General features: G+C 49.0%; 10 protein-coding genes. 2 read left to right on the top strand and 8 right to left on the bottom strand.

Annotation, left to right across the window (positions count from 1 at the left end; translation table 11 throughout):
• The first annotated feature begins 827 nt into the window (after window positions 1-827).
• Window positions 828-3044: a TonB-dependent receptor gene (locus C3B51_RS13980; RefSeq protein WP_130245423.1), complete on the top strand. Its 2217-nt coding sequence runs from the start codon at window positions 828-830 to the stop codon at window positions 3042-3044.
• A gap of 102 nt (window positions 3045-3146) precedes the next feature.
• Here the strand turns inward: C3B51_RS13980 and C3B51_RS24075 are convergent, their stop codons facing one another.
• The 7 genes from C3B51_RS24075 to glk form a co-directional block, all read right to left on the bottom strand.
• Complete coding sequence (locus C3B51_RS24075) at window positions 3147-5021, bottom strand: S8 family serine peptidase (protein ID WP_130245422.1); 1875 nt, start codon at window positions 5019-5021, stop codon at window positions 3147-3149.
• Window positions 5022-5281: 260 nt separating this feature from the next.
• Window positions 5282-6709, bottom strand: coding sequence for a YfcC family protein (locus tag C3B51_RS13970; RefSeq protein WP_125719522.1), 1428 nt, complete (start codon window positions 6707-6709; stop codon window positions 5282-5284).
• Between the two features lie 205 nt (window positions 6710-6914).
• A complete protein-coding gene (gene gap / locus C3B51_RS13965) occupies window positions 6915-7919 on the bottom strand; it encodes a type I glyceraldehyde-3-phosphate dehydrogenase (RefSeq protein WP_046003174.1) in 1005 nt (334 codons plus the stop codon).
• Window positions 7920-7936: 17 nt separating this feature from the next.
• Entirely contained in the window at window positions 7937-8557 is a 621-nt protein-coding gene (locus tag C3B51_RS13960; protein WP_046003175.1) for a bifunctional 4-hydroxy-2-oxoglutarate aldolase/2-dehydro-3-deoxy-phosphogluconate aldolase, read from the bottom strand.
• Between the two features lie 23 nt (window positions 8558-8580).
• Window positions 8581-10434 carry a phosphogluconate dehydratase gene (gene edd, locus C3B51_RS13955; RefSeq protein WP_130245421.1) on the bottom strand — a complete coding sequence of 618 codons (1854 nt, stop codon included), beginning with the start codon at window positions 10432-10434 and terminating at the stop codon, window positions 8581-8583.
• A gap of 260 nt (window positions 10435-10694) precedes the next feature.
• Window positions 10695-11708 (bottom strand): LacI family DNA-binding transcriptional regulator, encoded by a 1014-nt coding sequence (locus C3B51_RS13950; RefSeq protein ID WP_130245420.1) that lies wholly within the window; start codon window positions 11706-11708, stop codon window positions 10695-10697.
• 14 nt (window positions 11709-11722) lie between these two features.
• The gene (glk, locus tag C3B51_RS13945) at window positions 11723-12739 is read right to left on the bottom strand and encodes a glucokinase (RefSeq protein ID WP_130245419.1); all 1017 of its coding nucleotides are present in this window, start codon (window positions 12737-12739) and stop codon (window positions 11723-11725) included.
• A gap of 388 nt (window positions 12740-13127) precedes the next feature.
• Here glk and C3B51_RS13940 point away from each other — a divergent pair, with 388 nt between their 5' ends.
• Complete coding sequence (locus C3B51_RS13940; RefSeq protein WP_130245418.1) at window positions 13128-14150, top strand: LacI family DNA-binding transcriptional regulator; 1023 nt, start codon at window positions 13128-13130, stop codon at window positions 14148-14150.
• A 9-nt stretch (window positions 14151-14159) separates the two neighbouring features.
• Here C3B51_RS13940 and C3B51_RS13935 read toward each other — a convergent pair whose 3' ends face one another.
• Window positions 14160-16463: a methyl-accepting chemotaxis protein gene (locus tag C3B51_RS13935; RefSeq protein WP_130245417.1), complete on the bottom strand. Its 2304-nt coding sequence runs from the start codon at window positions 16461-16463 to the stop codon at window positions 14160-14162.
• Between the last annotated feature and the right edge of the window lie 41 nt (window positions 16464-16504).

Genomic DNA, 16504 nt, shown 5'->3' with positions numbered 1-16504 from the left:
ATTTAGAACAACTAAATAGCAAAATTTTTGCCTTGTTATCGACCCTATTTTCTCGCCTCAAAATAGAACACTTAATTAAGCAAATTGGTATTAACTGGATTTTAATTGTGTCGAATTTTTTCACATTGGGCAGGGATACTCAAGGGACTTAGACCAATTGTCTAGCGCTGATTGCAACAAGGCGAACAAAATTCGCCCAGCTTGTCATAATATTCGAATAGGCGCGGCAAATTGCTCAATTTACCCCCACCTTTGCCCGGTCTCATTGTCAGCTGACTTTTCGCTTTAACCCAGTTCTGTCAAAGAAAAACAAACTCAACCGCTTTTTAAATCCATATTCCCTTCCTGACCTAACGACTTTTTCACCCTAATCCGGGTCCAATGCAAAGCATCACGCTAGCATAAATTTCACGACAAGAGCAAAACTGCACACACAGTTTGTTTCTAATTATGAAATAATCATTTTAATTACTGCCACTTTTTACTAAAAAGGTACATTCATGTAAATTTACCTGATTAGTAGACAAAGCAATGCAACAATTCGCCAAAATAAAAAAATTAAACCATTTTTCATTGCAAAATTATTTCATTCCATTGTAGAATGCACGCCCAACCGAATAGCAGCTTTTGCTGACCTTTCATTCTTAAAATTCTTGTTAATAAAAGTCGTGCAGTCCCCATATGGTGATTGCTTTTTTGTGCGCGTCAATTTTATAAATGTCAAAAGTCAGCTCAGCGATAGCCATTCAACCAGGTTGGCGACTACCCTCGCAGAAACCACCACACACGAGATTTAAAATTAACCGTTTCTAACTTGAGGAACATACATGAGCACCACAGCACGCAATCTTACTCCGATCGCAACCGCCATGGCACTGGCAATGGCCGGCTTATCTTCAGCCCCAATTTTGGCTGAAGAAGCACAAGCTGAGAAATCAAAAATCGAAGCTATCACGGTAACCGCGACCAAGCGTTCACAGGTTATCTATGAAGTACCGATCGCTATGAGTGCATTCTCAGGAGATGATCTGGATGCACAAGGTATCTCAGACATCACTGACGTGGGCAAATTTGTTCCAAACCTGAATATTACCGGCTTCTCAGCTGGTCACAACTCCTCTGCCAACCCGTTTATTCGCGGTATTGGTTTACAGGACCACCTGATCACCACAGATCCTGGCGTCAGCGTTTATGTTGATGGTGTTTACCTGGGCCGTCAAGTTGGGCAAAACTGGAACCTGGCCAACATCGAGCGTATTGAAGTATTGCGTGGCCCTCAGGGTACGCTGTATGGCCGTAACTCAATCGGTGGCGCCATTAACATCATCACTAAGCAACCAGATCAGGAAGCTGTGACTAAGGTGAGCGCCGAGACAGGCACACGTGGACGTGTTAAAGCCAGCATGTTTACCAACCAGGCCGTAACAGATGAACTGGCGTTTAACTTCAACATGGGCTTTAACCGCCGCGGTGGTTTAGGTGAGTTCACTAACCTGCCATATGCTGAGTACGATGTGGGTGAGAACCAGGAATTCCACGGCCGTGTCTCTGTTAAATACACCCCTACTGATGACCTGCGTCTGGTACTGACGGCTGACGCCAACGATGGTGAAGGTGGTACTCGTCCGTTTACTGTGTTAATCGACGAGATGCCGGAAGGCCGTCTTTATAAAGCAGGCTTACGCAATGCGATGGTTGCCGCCGATCCATACGACAACGCGACTAGCAGTATCGACACTGCAACCGTTTCAAACAAAGCAAACGGACTCTCACTGACTGCTGAGTATGACATCAACGCCGATTATGGTACTAAATTCATCTTCAGTAAGCGCTCATCAGAATATAAAGCGGGTCTGGATGACGACGGCACCGCAGTCGCGCTTGATCACTACCCTGAGCGTGGCGAAGCAGATCAAACCTCTGTTGAGCTGCAACTGACCGGCTACCTGGGCCGTGCTGACTTTGTTACTGGTATTTACTGGTTTAACGAAGAAGGCAGCAACCGTCAGAGCCCGGACGAAGCAAGCTTTGATGGTGGTCCGACTAAGTTGGAGCTGGATCAGGAAACGACCAGTCGCGCAATATTCTTTAACCTGGGCTATGACCTGACAGATGACTTACGCCTAAGTGGTGGTGTGCGTTACACAGAAGACGAAAAAACCGCATCGACGAATGTATTCGACCCTGTCGGCACCATTTATTCAAGCAAAGATTGGGATGAAATCTCATGGGAAGTTGCCGCGAATTATACCTTTGAGAATGGCCTTAACTGGTACGGCACAGTTCAAACTGGTTACCAGTCTGGTCAATACCCTGCCCGTCCATACTTCCTGATCGGTCAGTTCTTTGGTGAAGGTGGCTTTGATAACCCAAATGCCGCAGCAGCTGTGCGCGCAAATAATGCCTTCATGGCAAGCGAAAATATCAGCGCAATCAACTATGAAACGGGTTTCAAAGGCCAGCTGACTAACGACTTCAGCATGAGCGTGGCGTTTTTCAATACTGAATATGAAGACTTACCTTATCAGGTTAACGTAGTAACAGATTCTGGCTTCGACACCAACAACCTGATCGTTGAGCAAACGTCACGTGGTATCGAATTTGAAAGCACCTACTACGTCACTGACCAATTTACTCTGCATTCAAGCTTCGGCTTTATGGATGTAGATGTAGAAGAGCAAAATGGCATCAAGCCGGTTGCCCCTCTGACGCCAGAGTGGACTGCGTCGATCAGCCCGTCTTATGAGTTTGAACTGGACAACAACGCAACGGTAAACACCCGTTTTGATGTTTCATACCGCGACAGCATGTATGGTGAGCCGAGCTCAGATCCGCGCCGCATGACTCAAATTGACGACCGTACCACAGTAAACTTTGATATTTCATACGCACCAGCCAATGCTAACTGGGATATCTCACTGTATGGCCGCAATATCTTTGATGAGCGTTACGACGATGCACGTCTCAACACCGGAGACTACATCCTGGTTATTAAGAGCAATGATGCCAGCGAATTTGGCGTTCGCTACCGCGCAACATTCTAAGCCCGATAAGTCGTAATAGCACAACATAAAAAAGCAGCGCCTCAATTCATTGAGCGCTGCTTTTTTTTAAGTTAACTAAATAGCCTCATATCCTGCAAAAATCTAAAGCGCTTTTTTCTTTGTGACTTTGCTCTTATGACCAAGAATACGGATAGACCAGCTTTGTAACACACCCGCCTCAGCATTATTGTCCAACTGATAGTATCGACGACCCGTGTCTAAGTCATAGATTCCAAGTGCGCGTGCTTCATTACTCATATCTGTGATATGCAGTTTCCACTGACCACTTCCGGCATTGGCTTTTTCATCCCAGAACTTGTAGCTGAGCATCAAATGGTCCGTATAGCCATCCTGGCTCCCCGCTGACTGCTCTGGTAAACCCAGATGCTGGCCAACCAGATTATTGAACGGCGACATCAAAATGCTGCGAGTACCACTGGGTGACTCCAGCTCTATTTTCAGATCTGAAATACGTGCATGCTGTGCATTTAACCGGATCTGAACGCCTTCAATGAACAGATCATCCGTCACATTAATCGTGGCGGTGGTCGTCTGGCTGGCGTCATCAGCTATGGTCGCATTAACGGCTTCATTCAAGCCATACCAAGGCGTTTTAACCAGCTCAGAAGGTAACTGTTCAATGGCGTAGCGACGTACCAACTCAGTTGCTTTATCCACATCAATCAGACCAAAACCGTAGTACGGCGAGAAGGTGTGGCCTGCTGCATTGGTACTCCAACCTTCTAAGGCGGTAATGCCATTCACCTCAATATCGGCACGTGCAGGGTCCACTTTTGTGGCTGTGCGCGCCAACAGGTGGCGAATGTCACGTGGCGTGAGGTCATGGTTTTGCTGCTGCGCAGCAGACAGCAACAGGGCAATCGCGCCGGACGTATTCGGCGCTGCAGAAGACGTACCATTCATACGTACAGTAAAATCATCGTAACTACTGCAGTCAAAGTTTGCATCGATGTTTTCCAGATACCAGGCACAGGAAATACGTGTCGTTGCGTGGCCTGGCGTGCCTCTGTCCAACCCTCCTGGAGCCGTCAAAAACACGTTGCTGCCAACCGTAGAGTAGCTGGACAGCACACCGTCCGCACTGAGTGCACTTACTGTCAGGTTCCAGAAATTGGCGGGCGTGTAAAGCGAGTTACCATTTGTCCAGGGTAACCCATAATTATCTCCAATCGGAAAACTATAACCATAGAAGGCTAGCCCATTTTCTGTGAAATAATGAATACGCGAGTTCAGGTACGAATTGCCCGCTGCTTGTACATACACCGCTGTGCGGGGATCTTGATCAGTGGACAGAGAAACCGCTTCGTAGATCTTTTCCTGCTCAGGCTGACTGAACATCAGTACATTCTTGCCCTGGTTATCTTTGACCGTTTTAGAAAAAGTATAGGGAAGACTGACCGCCGGGCTCATACCATAACTTTTATTGAAGACCCGGATCCGGTCAGTGGTTGAGTTATCCGAGACGTCGCCATCATAGCCGTGACTGATTTTCCACTGCTCATGACTTTCAAACGTCCCACCATAGTTAGCAAACGCCGTAACCTTGGCCATTGGAGCCACGCCACGTACACCAACGTTGTTTTGTACCGCGGCGATAATCCCGGCGACCATAGTGCCGTGATCACCATTTACATTAGGGTCAGGATAAATCTGAGGATCATCTATCGTATTGGTGTCCAGATCAGCATGTTCCATATCAACGCCCGAGTCCACAACGGCAACCAGCACATCCTGCCCTTTATGACCCCAGATATGGGTTTGCCATAGATTTAAATCTATGCCAGATTGGGTGTTCTCCAGCGCCCCAGAGTTCAGCAAATTCCACTGCAGGGCCAGCATGGGGTCGCCATTTGGGTCAAGCCAGCGGTGCTGGTAGTCACGGTCTGTTGTTGCTGATGCACTCACGCTGAGCAGTGCGGCGATGAGGCCAGCAAGGGGTTGTTTCTTTATTTTCATTGTTAGTTCCTTTTTTGGGTTCAAACTATTTCTAGCACTTCGACTTTTCCATTGTCAAGAAAATAACTACTAAAAGTTATCCATTGGTTAACATGAATGGAAAGTTTCAACCTGATACGTCTGTTTTATAAGATACAGGCTGGCAAACTGGCAGTTAGCACTTTTTAGTTATGTGCGGATGGAGTGAAAGCGAGACTATTCTGTTTTTGGGGAGAGAGGAAGCCCACAAAGCTAGCGCTCTGCGGGCTGTGCTAAACTAGTTACGACTGGACTTGCGCAGTCGCCTCCACTTTTGGCTGCACATCTTCACCGTATCCAAACGTGACCGCCAGTACGAGTACAACGGATGCGGCCAGCATCAGTTTGCCAAACAAAGGCAGACAGAAGCGGAACCACAAGTGGTAAGGCACACCTGCCATACCAATGATCCCCATCAGCACCGCATTGGTTGGAATAATCATATTCGAGAAGCCATCACCAAACTGATAGGCAAGGACTGCAACCTGACGATACACACCAATAATGTCACCCACCGGCGCCATCAGCGGCATAGTGACATAGGCCTGGCCACTACCCGATGGAATAAACAGATTCAGCAAAGTTTGCATAATGAACATGCCAACAGCTGCCAGTTCAGCGCCTAAATGTGATAAAGGTGAAGACATGGCGTAAACCAGCGTATGCAGTATTTGACCGTCTTCCATGATAAGTGCAATACCCCGTGCGACACCGACTAGAATCGCAGTACTTGCCAAGTCTTTAACACCTTCGATAAATTCGTTTGCTGCGCGATCTGCGCCGATCTGGCCCACTACTGTGGTAAATATACCCCAGGAAATAAACACAGCACCCAGTTCATACAGATACCAGCCTTTTTGAGAAATCCCCCAAACCGCCGTGGCAATGGCCGCAATCAGACCAAATAGGATCATTTGATGGCGTTTATTGAGTGCAGGGTAATTTGCCTCAGCGGTACCGGCTAAAGGACAAGGCAGGCCTTTGGTCAGAGATAATTCCGGGTTGGCCTGTACCTTTTTGGCGTAGCTCCACACATGGTGGAAACCAATTAATACGAACGGCAAGAAAATCGCCAGGCGCAACTCAATCCCCGAATAAACCGGAATGTCTGCCACCTTTTGCGCCACCATCACTGTGAACGGGTTAAAGGCAGATACGCCGTAACCAATACCGTAGCCCGCGACCACCATGCCCACGGCGGTCATGGCATCCAGACGCATTGCCTTACACAGACCCACCAGGATTAGCACAAAAGGAATATATTCGCCCGCTGTACCAATCGCGCCTGAAGCCAGCGCAAAACAAAACACCACCATAAAAATCAGAATGTTTGGCTTGTGACCAAAGCGCTCAAGCAAACGACCAATCAAGGCATCAATGGTGCCAGTAGCACGCGCGATGGCTAATACACCACCGACAATGAAAACAAAGAAAATGACATCCTGTGCAGCGGCAAACGCGCGCGGAATAGCAACCAGGAAGTCCATGGGCGTTAAGCGAGTTTGCGCCTCGGCAAGCGCATAGGTGCCTGGCACGACAGCCTGACGGCCATTGTCGAGTGTGACAGTATCGAAGAAACCTTGCGGGACCAGCCAGGTCGCAAGATAGGCCACCAGCATCATAGACAGTAGCAGGATGAGCGTATGGGGAACTTTAAACCCTTCTTTCATGTTATTTCTTTGTCGTTAACTAAAATTGTGCGCAGTGTAATAAAAATTGACCCTAAGGTGCAAACACCACGCGGCTAATCACCCAACTTTGGCGTTAAAAAAGGTAAACAAACCAGCTTGAGCTAGGGTGCTTAATCGGCCACAAAAAAGCCCTGCATTATGCAGGGCTGATATGGCGCAAGAAACACTTACTTACGAGCTTAGCTTATAAAAAGCCGCCGAGTACTTTTACCTGATCGAGCATACGGTTTGAGAAACCCCATTCGTTGTCGTACCAGGCCATCACTTTAACCAGCTTGCCATCCACTTTGGTCTGAGTCGCATCAAAGATTGACGATGCCGGATGATGATTGAAGTCGACAGAAACCAGCGGCAAGGTGTTATATTCAAGAATGCCCGCCATTGCGCCCTCAGCTGCGCCTTTTAGGATCTCGTTAACTTCCTCAGCAGAGGTCTCACGCTTGGCAATAAAGGTCAGGTCTACCAAAGATACATTCACAGTTGGTACACGCACTGCCATACCATCTAGTTTACCCGCAAGTTCAGGCAACACCAGGCCTACCGCTTTAGCAGCACCGGTTTTGGTCGGGATCATCGACTGTGTAGCACTGCGCGCACGGTACAAGTCTTTATGGTACACATCGCACAAGTTTTGGTCATTGGTGTAGGCATGAATGGTTGTCATGCTGCCTTGCTCAATGCCGATAGTATCGTTAAGCGCTTTGGCCACTGGCGCCAAACAGTTGGTTGTACAAGACGCGTTTGAAATGATATTGCAATCCGCATTGAGCACTTCACTGTTTACGCCATGCACAACGGTGGCATCCATATCTGTGCCAGGGGCAGATACGATGACTTTTTTCGCACCCGCAGCGATGTGCTTGCCCGCTGTTTCGCGTGAAGTAAACAGGCCGGTACATTCAAGTACGATGTCTACGTTCAGGTCGCGCCAGGGTAATTGGGCTGGGTCGCGCTCCTGAGTCAGTGTGATCTCGTCTTCACCGATGACGAGCGTATTGTCTTTTAGTTCAACCGGGAAGTTAAAACGCCCATGTACAGAGTCAAACTGCGTCAGGTGTGCGTTGGTTTGCGCAGGTGCCAAGTCGTTAATGGCAACAATCTTTACCTGATCATTCTGACCTGATTCATACAGTGCTCTGAGTACATTTCGACCGATACGGCCATAGCCATTAATTGCAATATTAATCATAACCCTATTCCCCTAAATTAGTTTACTTCACTTGCTTGTCGAGCAAGCGCTTCAATGGCTTGCCAGTCTTTGTTTGCGATCAGTGTTTTATCCAGCATCCAGGTTCCGCCAACACAAATCACATTTTTAAGTGCCAGATAATTAGGCGCTGTCTCGAGGCTTATCCCACCAGTTGGACAAAATGTCACCTGAGGTAGCGGACCGCCGATTGATTTCAGCATGGCAGTCCCGCCGGCTGCCTCTGCCGGGAAAAACTTAAGAAATTTAAAGCCCTGTGCAGCCAGTTCCATTGCTTCACTTGGCGTTGCGGCCCCTGGCAGAAACGGAATGTCCGAGTCTTTTGCCAGCGCCAGTAGCTCAGAGCTGACGCCCGGGCTCACCATAAAATCAGCACCAGCTTCGACGGAAGCATCGAATGAGGCTTTGTCGACAACGGTTCCAGTCCCTACATAGGCCTCAGGTACGGCTTCTTTCATGGCTTTAACCGCTTGTGCAGCAACCGGTGTGCGTAACGTCACTTCCAGTGCACGCAAACCACCACGATATAGCGCCTGTGCCAGTGGCACGGCATCTTCCAGGTCATCAATGACGATAACGGGTACTACCGGCGCCGCTGATAAAATCTCTTTAATGCTCATAATGTCCTCATTCCCAGTTGCTGTTATTCTTCTATGCCGAATGCACTTGCACCTAAATCGGCGCTGCTGACAATGTTTCTAAAGCCGCTAAATAGCTCACGACCCGTACCAAAAGTTGGCCCTACTTCCGTTAATTCAATTTCGCGCTGTGCCAGCTCTTCATCGCTAACATGCAGAACCAGTTCACCTTTAGGTGCATCCAGCGTGATCAAATCGCCCTCACGCACTTTTGCAATCGGCCCGCCTTCAACGGCTTCTGGTGCCAGGTGAATCGCCGCTGGCACTTTACCCGATGCACCTGACATCCGGCCGTCGGTGACAATGGCGACTTTGAAGCCTTCGTCCTGCAAGCTTGCCATTACCGGCGTCAATTTATGTAGCTCAGGCATCCCTTTTGCCTTCGGACCTTGCTCTTTCAGTACGGCAATAAAGTCCTGGTTTAGCTCGCCACGGGTATACGCTTCTTGCAGTGCAGCTTGTGAACTGAACACTTTGGCAGGCGCCGTGACCACCTGATGTTGCTCTGCAACCGCCGACACCTTGATCACTGACTTGCCTAAGTTACCGCTGAGCAGCTGCAAACCGCCCTGTTTGTTAAATGGATTCGATACCGGTCTGAGTACCTCCTCATCTAAGGAGTCTGCCGGGCAATCTACCCACTTCACTTTCGCAGGACCCGTGCTGTCAGTCATGATGAGTGTAGGGTCAACATCCAGTACTGGCTCCTGGGTGTAGGCATCTAAACCTTCACCAACGATGGTTTTAACATCATTGTGCAGGTAACCGGCATCACGCAATTCGCGCATCAAGAAGCCCATACCACCGGCAGCCTGGAAGTGATTCACATCCGCTGAACCATTGGGATAGATACGTGTCAGTAATGGCACCACTTCAGACAAGTCGGCCATGTCTTTCCAGGTGATTTGAACACCTGCGGCTTTGGCCATCGCCACCAGGTGGATAGCATGGTTGGTAGACCCACCCGTAGCCAGCAAACCAACCAGGCCGTTAATGACGGTTTTTTCGCTGACGACATCCGCCAGACTGTTAACCGGACCATCGCCCAACAGTTGCTTCAACATGGTCTCAACCGCACTGGCTGTAAGGCCTTCGCGCAATTCAGTGTACGGGTTGATAAATGAACTGCCCGGTAAATGCAGACCCATTATTTCCATCAACATCTGGTTTGAGTTGGCGGTGCCATAGAAAGTACAGGTACCCGCACTGTGGTAAGACGCACTTTCTGCTTCAAGTAACTCTTCACGGCTGACCAGCCCTTGCGCAAACTTCTGTCTGACACGTGCCTTTTCTTTGTTTGGAATACCCGACTGCATCGGACCGGCAGGCAGGAAGTAAACAGGAAGGTGACCAAATGACAGCGCGCCAATCAGTAACCCCGGGACGATTTTGTCGCACACGCCCAGACAAAACACACCGTCAAATACATCATGTGACAGGGCAACCGCCGTCGACATTGCGATAACATCACGAGAGAACAACGACAACTCCATGCCATCACGCCCTTGTGTTACACCGTCACACATCGCAGGGACACCACCGGCAACCTGCGCCGTGGCATCAAACTTTTCAGCAATGGCTTTGATTTGATCTGGGTATTCTTTATAAGGGACATGGGCAGACAACATGTCATTGTAGGCATTGATGATCGCCAGGTTAGGCTGTTCATCGGCTTTTAATCTGGCTTTGTCACTGCTCGAACAGGCCGCCATCACGTGTGCCAGGTTACCACAGCCAAGTCCGGCTCTGACGCGAGTTTGTTTTTTTGCTTGTTCTATGCGCTCAAGATAGGCCTGACGAGATTGCTGACTGCGGGTGATAACGCGTTGAGTGACTTCATGAATTCGAGGATGCAACATAATTCAACTCTCTATTGTTAGAGGAAAAGGCTCAGTACAGCTCTCCCTGTACTGAGCAGCTTTGATTTACCCGTTCAAAGGTACGCTGTCAGGTTGTCTCTCACCCCAACCTGACACCGGTGTCACCATATTTACTCACGTTTCTGACACCGGTGTCAACCCTTACATTAAATTTAGTCTAAATTTCATCAATGACCAAATAATGAACAAAAAAGCCCGACCAATGATGGCCGGGCTTTGGGCAAGTATAAAAATGGGATTTAGTGGTTTGCAGCCGTTGATTCACGGGTGATCAGGCGCGCTTCGAGAACACACTGATAAACCGTGTCCTGCGGCTCTGAGATCTGCAAAATCAATTGTTCTACCGCCTGGCGAGTCATCTCTTCCACTGGTTGCGCAATGGTCGTCAGACCCGGCCAGATATGTCTGGCGATCGGCGCGTTATCGAATCCTGCAATGGACAAATCCTCCGGTACCCGTAACTGGCGTTGTGTCGCCAGCTTCAGTACCGCAGCCGCCATGTAGTCGTTTGATGCGAATACCGCAGAGGGCCTGGGATTCAAATCTAATATCGCTTTGGCGCTGTCAGCCCCGGAGTGATAACTGAAGTTACCCTCGGCGACAAGTCGCTCTTGCAATGGAATTTGGTGCTGCTCAAGCGCCCGTTTATATCCGTTAAAACGATTTTCTGTCGCGCTGTGATCTGGATGACCTTTAATAAACGCGATGTCTGTGTGTCCAAGCGCAATCAGGTGCTCGGTTAGCTCAAAGGCCCCCTGCTCGTCATTGCTACAAACAGAAATCGAATCATCGTCCTGGATAGCGGATGCCACCAGTGCATAATTGATGTTCTTTTGCTTAAGAAATTCGATTAACTCCCGAGAGTCCGAGAAAGGCGGCGTCAACACCAGACCATCGAGACGAGACGTAGTCAGCAATTGATCGATATTATCAATCAATGCTTCGCCCCTGAGTTCGCACGGATGAATAAGCAAGTTGTAATTGTGCTTATGACACGCCTCTAGAGCACCACTTTGCACCCGGGTGATATAACTTTTACTGGGGTTGTCGTAAAGGCAACCAATTATAAAGCTCTTATTACGCGCCAGTCCCCGGGCAATGGGGTTGGGTCGGTAGTCGAGCTCTTTAAACACCTTGAGCACTTTTTCTCGGGTTGCCGGGCTGACATTGGGCTCATTATTCAGTACACGGGATACGGTCTTTTTCGACACCCCCGCATACTGTGCGACGCTGTTAATGGTCACTTTTTTCATTACACTTGTCCTGGCTATCTGGTACTCGCGCGCTCATGTAAACACGCCGCAGCACCAATCAAAGGAATATTTTCCTGCACCACTAAGGTGACGGGGATCTGGCCTGCATACTGGCTCATCGGTCCTTTGGTAACAAAGCGCTCTGTAAACTGACTTGATTTTAGTCGCTCGGCCATGCGCGGTAAAATACCACCGCCAATAAACACCCCACCCAGAGCACCGAAGGTTAAAGACAGATCGCCCGCCACACTGCCAATCCAGTCGCAGAAATGATTTAAGGTGGCATCGCAAATATCGCACTCAGCGGCACGCTCACTGATCTGCGCTGCACTTAATCGCTCAGCAGGCACACCTTTTACTTTTGCCATTGCCTGATACAAATGCGCCAGACCACGACCTGAAAACACTTCTTCAACAGAGACATGGGCTATCTCCTGCTTGAGCGCGGCCAGCAGTTGCTGATCCAGCTCAGTGACTGCGGCCAGACTGATATGGCCGGCTTCACAACTCATCACCGCGCTGCCGTTAATGTCGCGGGCCAGACACGCTGCGCCAAACCCGGTCCCCGGCCCCATCACCGCAATATTGGCTCCCGCCTGGGCCTGACCTGATTTTATTTCTATGTTTTGTTTTGGATCCAGGTAAGGTGCGGCATAGGCAAAGGCAGCAAAATCATTGATGACGGCCAATTCATTGAAACCAAACTCCTGTTTAATATCCTGGCTATTGAACTGCCAGCCAAGGTTAGTCAGATAAACCTGCTGTGCTTTTACAGGACCCGCAACAGCCAAACACGCTCGTGTTGGTTTGGTGATTGGCAGTTCATTAAGGTAGCGACTGATGGCTGTTTCAAAAGAGGGGAATTCGGCGCTGGGATACGTAGACTGATGACTAATAATAAACTGATTGGTGCTCGGATCGTAATGGGTTACGACAGCAAAGCGGGCGTTGGTGCCGCCAATATCGGCAACGACAATAGGCTCAAAAGCCTGGTCTTTGTCATTCGAGCTATGAGGTGTTGTCTGGCTCATGTTGTTTTTCTCTTTTATCCGGGTGCACTGAGTGCACAACTTCCAAGGTAACTGGCTTGGGTGATGATGCCAAGATTCAGCAAGATAACTTTGCACGTTCAGCTGAAAAAATGCTGTCCCCGGAGGGACAGCCAATACGTTTTGACAACAAAATGATAAAACAGTGACATTATGACACCGGTGTCAGATGGAGGCAATAAAAATTTTCGCCCAATCGGTGCGTCATTCACTAACTGAGCATTTTCACAGCAATTATTTTGCAGCGCGGTACTATTTATAAGGATCAGGTCGGTCAATTAGGCTCGCTGGGCAGCAATATGGAGATTGCGCTTGCAAATTTTATTCATTCGCTGACAATAATCAGGTTATCACTCAGAACAAATACGCTATGAAACCAAAAGGCAAAGCCACTTCTTTTGATATCGCCCACTTTGCGGGTGTCTCCCAGTCTACCGTATCGCGCGCGCTGCGAAACAGCCCGCTGGTAAATGAAGAGACCCGCCGTCGCGTCTGGGAAGTCGCAAAGCAGCTCAATTATAAGGTTGACAAAAATGCCAGTAACCTGCGGACTCAGCAAAGCAGCACACTGGCGCTGTTATTGTTTGAAGATCCGACCGGGGACGAGTCACAGATCAATCCCTTCTTTCTAAATATGCTAGGGAGCATTACCCGCGCCTGCGCAAAACAGGGCTACGACCTGCTGGTTTCATTTCAATCCTCCAGCCAGGACTGGCGAGCAGATTATGAAGACAGTCACCGTGCCGATGGCATTATTTTACTGGGTTATGGTGATTATATGGACTACCAGTCTCGGCTTCAGCAACTGCTTGCTCAGGACACCAAGTTTGTTTGCTGGGGTGCCACCGTCGACGGACGTGAAGACTTAACCGTAAGCTGTGATAATTACGGCGGTGGCAAACTGGCAGCCGAACACCTGTTACAGCAAAACCGCTCACAATATGTATTTATCGGCGATGCCTCTGACCACAGCCCGGAGTTTTTTGCACGCTTCAAAGGTTTTAGGGATACTCTGGCAGCTCAGGGCCATAGTTTATCCGAGCGCCAAATCGCCAACGCTATCTCAACCGAAGAGTCTGGTTATCACGCCACCCGCTCTTTGCTGGCAAACAATATTCAGTTTGATGCCCTGTTCGCAGCAAGCGATCTGATAGCCATAGGCGCCCTGAAAGCACTGAAAGAAGCCGGTAAAGAAGTGCCTGGCGATGTCGCCGTTGTCGGCTTTGACAATATTGCCGCTGCCAGTTTTATTTCACCCGCACTCACCACGGTACAGCAAAATACCACATTGGCAGGACAAATGCTGGTTAACAACCTGCTTAATTTAATCAAAGGGGAAGCGGTAACAGATACTCTGCTACCACCCAAGCTGATTGTGCGCAGATCCGCCTGAGCGCCTGCGCTATAAATGAAATTTACTGATCTGCTGCTTGAGCAATCGCGCATCCTCATCCGCAGCAGAGGCCATTTCGTTGACCTGAGTGATTATCGCGCAGTTAGCCTGCGCCAGGCTTGTGATGTCTGATATTTGTTGGGTAACGTCTTTGGCCACCGCACTTTGCTCAGTTGCCGCTGTTGCCATTTGTTCATTGAAGGCTTCAATTTTGCAAATTTGGTCGTTAATGTGCTGCAAAGAGTCCCGTGTGGAATCCGTTGAGGATAAGTTATTTTCTGTCAGTGCATGCGCTTCCTGAATCGCCGACATCGCACTTGCCGAGCCACTTTGCAGACCTTGGATCATGCAGTTGATTTCTTCTGTCGACTGCTGCGTTCTTTGCGCCAAAGACCTGACCTCATCGGCCACCACAGAGAACCCTCTGCCCTGCTCTCCCGCTCGCGCAGCTTCTATCGCGGCATTCAATGCCAGTAAATTGGTTTGTTCGGCGATGGTCTGGATCACCTCCAGCACCTGGCTTATGTTGTTGGATTGTTCCTGTAACGCCGTCATTTGTTGCATGGTCAGGTCCATCGCCTGCTCCAGGCTGCGGGATGACTGCATATTCTTGGCCACGTTACTCTTCCCCTGCTCAGATGCACTCACTGCATCGTGACTGGCTTCGCTAGTGAACTGCGCATTTTTCGCCACGTCCTCTGAGGTCGCGGCCATTTGCTCCATTGCCGCAGCAATGTGCACCGTGAGGTCCGTTTGCGTGTCGCTCTTGTTCGTCAGCTCTGCGAAATTAGCTTGCAACTGACCCATCTGACCAGACAGGTTTTCTGCGCTACTATTCACCTGATTTAAAGTATCGGCAAAGGTTTCAAACATAGAGTTTAACGCGCGCTCTACCTGTCCCAATTCGTCCTGGCTATTTGACTCGTTAAACCGCTGAGTTAGATCCAATGATGTAGCAACACGGTTGATGAACAGGCTCATCTTTTGGATGGGCGTCGCAATAATATTGCCCAGTATCCAGGCGCAGAATAACGCAATGACGATTAGAATAGCTGTAATAATGGTTGCCATGACTGTGATCTGGTTGGTGATTTCCTCCACATCCGCAAAGGCTTCTGACTGGTCCAACTCGCTCAGCAGCGCCCAGGTTTTACCGTTGATCTCGACATGGGTATAAGCAGATGCCACCGCTACATTGCGATAGTCTTTAATGATGGCAAAGCCAGAGCGACCCGACAGTGCCGCTTCTACGGCCTGCGTGCGAACGCTTTGCAAACCAACCGAGGTGTCGAACCTGTCTATTGCGGCAATAGTCTGTGGCTCGACGTTCGCGTTTTTGAGTACCTGCAAATAACCGGCTTTATCTTCCAGTAAAAAGCGACTCATGCTGCGCATTTTAAAATCACTGCCTACCAGATAAGTTTCGCCGGATGCTCCCAGCCCCCGAGCTTGCCAGTTTTGTTGATAAGTCAGAATATCATTGAGTCTGTCAATCGGCATTTGAAAAACCAGCACTGCCAGGGTGTCGCCGTCTTTAACTATCGGAGTCGCGACAAAGGACGCAGCCGCATTATACGAAGGCAAATAAGGGGCAAAATCAACAAAGGCGACCTCACCGGAAGGGAGTGCTCTGGCGGCCCTGAACACTTCCCCGAGCCCACTTTGAGCATACGGACCTCGCAACAGAGAAGTCGCATAGTCTAGCTCTTTAAATACGGAATACACCACATGTCCGCTCTGAGCATCGACGATAAAGATATCGTAATAGCCAAAGCGCTCTAAAAATGCATTGAAAAAGGGGTGATACAGATAGTGAGAGGTGTCATAGCCGCTGCCATCTTGTATCCCCTGCAGAGCATTTTTGCTGCCCAATGGGTGGGTGTTTTGCGCAATGTACTTGTCCTGCCAGTACCTGGCTGGTGTATCCAATGCCTCCATCAGACTTCGTGTATCTGTTGATGTACCGTTTCTTTGTGCAAATACCTGCCCAAACTCATCACGATAATAACGGCTCAGAGCCTCCTCATCAGGCTGTGGACCCACTTGCTTGAAGGTGTTGGTAAATTGGATTGCCGCATCACGAGTAGCTTCACTTTTGGCCAAAGTGAGTAACTGACCATTGATGAAATCAAAGTACGCCGTTAACTGCTCTTTCTTCGCATCTCTGAGGCCCACCAGGCGATGTTGGATCTGGCTGGTCAGCGTGTTGACCACATCTTTCTGAGTTACAATACCAACACTTAGTGAAAGAACAATAAGCGCAATAGTTATCAGAGTTGAGACGCTTACAATAAGTTTTAATTTGATGCTCATAGCACCTCCAGCGTCATCCTGACTTGTAAATTCGACAGGTA

This window comes from Pseudoalteromonas rubra (genome assembly GCF_004212645.1).
GTDB classification, from domain to species: Bacteria; Pseudomonadota; Gammaproteobacteria; order Enterobacterales; family Alteromonadaceae; genus Pseudoalteromonas; species Pseudoalteromonas rubra_G.
The sequence above is the reverse complement of the archived record's forward strand: the minus strand, read 5'-3'. Positions and strand labels throughout refer to the sequence as shown.

Coding starts and splice junctions, on each gene's coding strand:
- C3B51_RS24075 (WP_130245422.1), bottom strand. CDS start 5,021: ATGAAAATAAAGAAACAACCCCTTGCTGGCCTCATCGCCGCACTGCTC.
- C3B51_RS13935 (WP_130245417.1), bottom strand. CDS start 16,463: ATGAGCATCAAATTAAAACTTATTGTAAGCGTCTCAACTCTGATAACT.
- C3B51_RS13960 (WP_046003175.1), bottom strand. CDS start 8,557: ATGAGCATTAAAGAGATTTTATCAGCGGCGCCGGTAGTACCCGTTATC.
- gap (WP_046003174.1), bottom strand. CDS start 7,919: ATGATTAATATTGCAATTAATGGCTATGGCCGTATCGGTCGAAATGTA.
- C3B51_RS13940 (WP_130245418.1), top strand. CDS start 13,128: ATGAAACCAAAAGGCAAAGCCACTTCTTTTGATATCGCCCACTTTGCG.
- C3B51_RS13950 (WP_130245420.1), bottom strand. CDS start 11,708: ATGAAAAAAGTGACCATTAACAGCGTCGCACAGTATGCGGGGGTGTCG.
- edd (WP_130245421.1), bottom strand. CDS start 10,434: ATGTTGCATCCTCGAATTCATGAAGTCACTCAACGCGTTATCACCCGC.
- C3B51_RS13980 (WP_130245423.1), top strand. CDS start 828: ATGAGCACCACAGCACGCAATCTTACTCCGATCGCAACCGCCATGGCA.
- glk (WP_130245419.1), bottom strand. CDS start 12,739: ATGAGCCAGACAACACCTCATAGCTCGAATGACAAAGACCAGGCTTTT.
- C3B51_RS13970 (WP_125719522.1), bottom strand. CDS start 6,709: ATGAAAGAAGGGTTTAAAGTTCCCCATACGCTCATCCTGCTACTGTCT.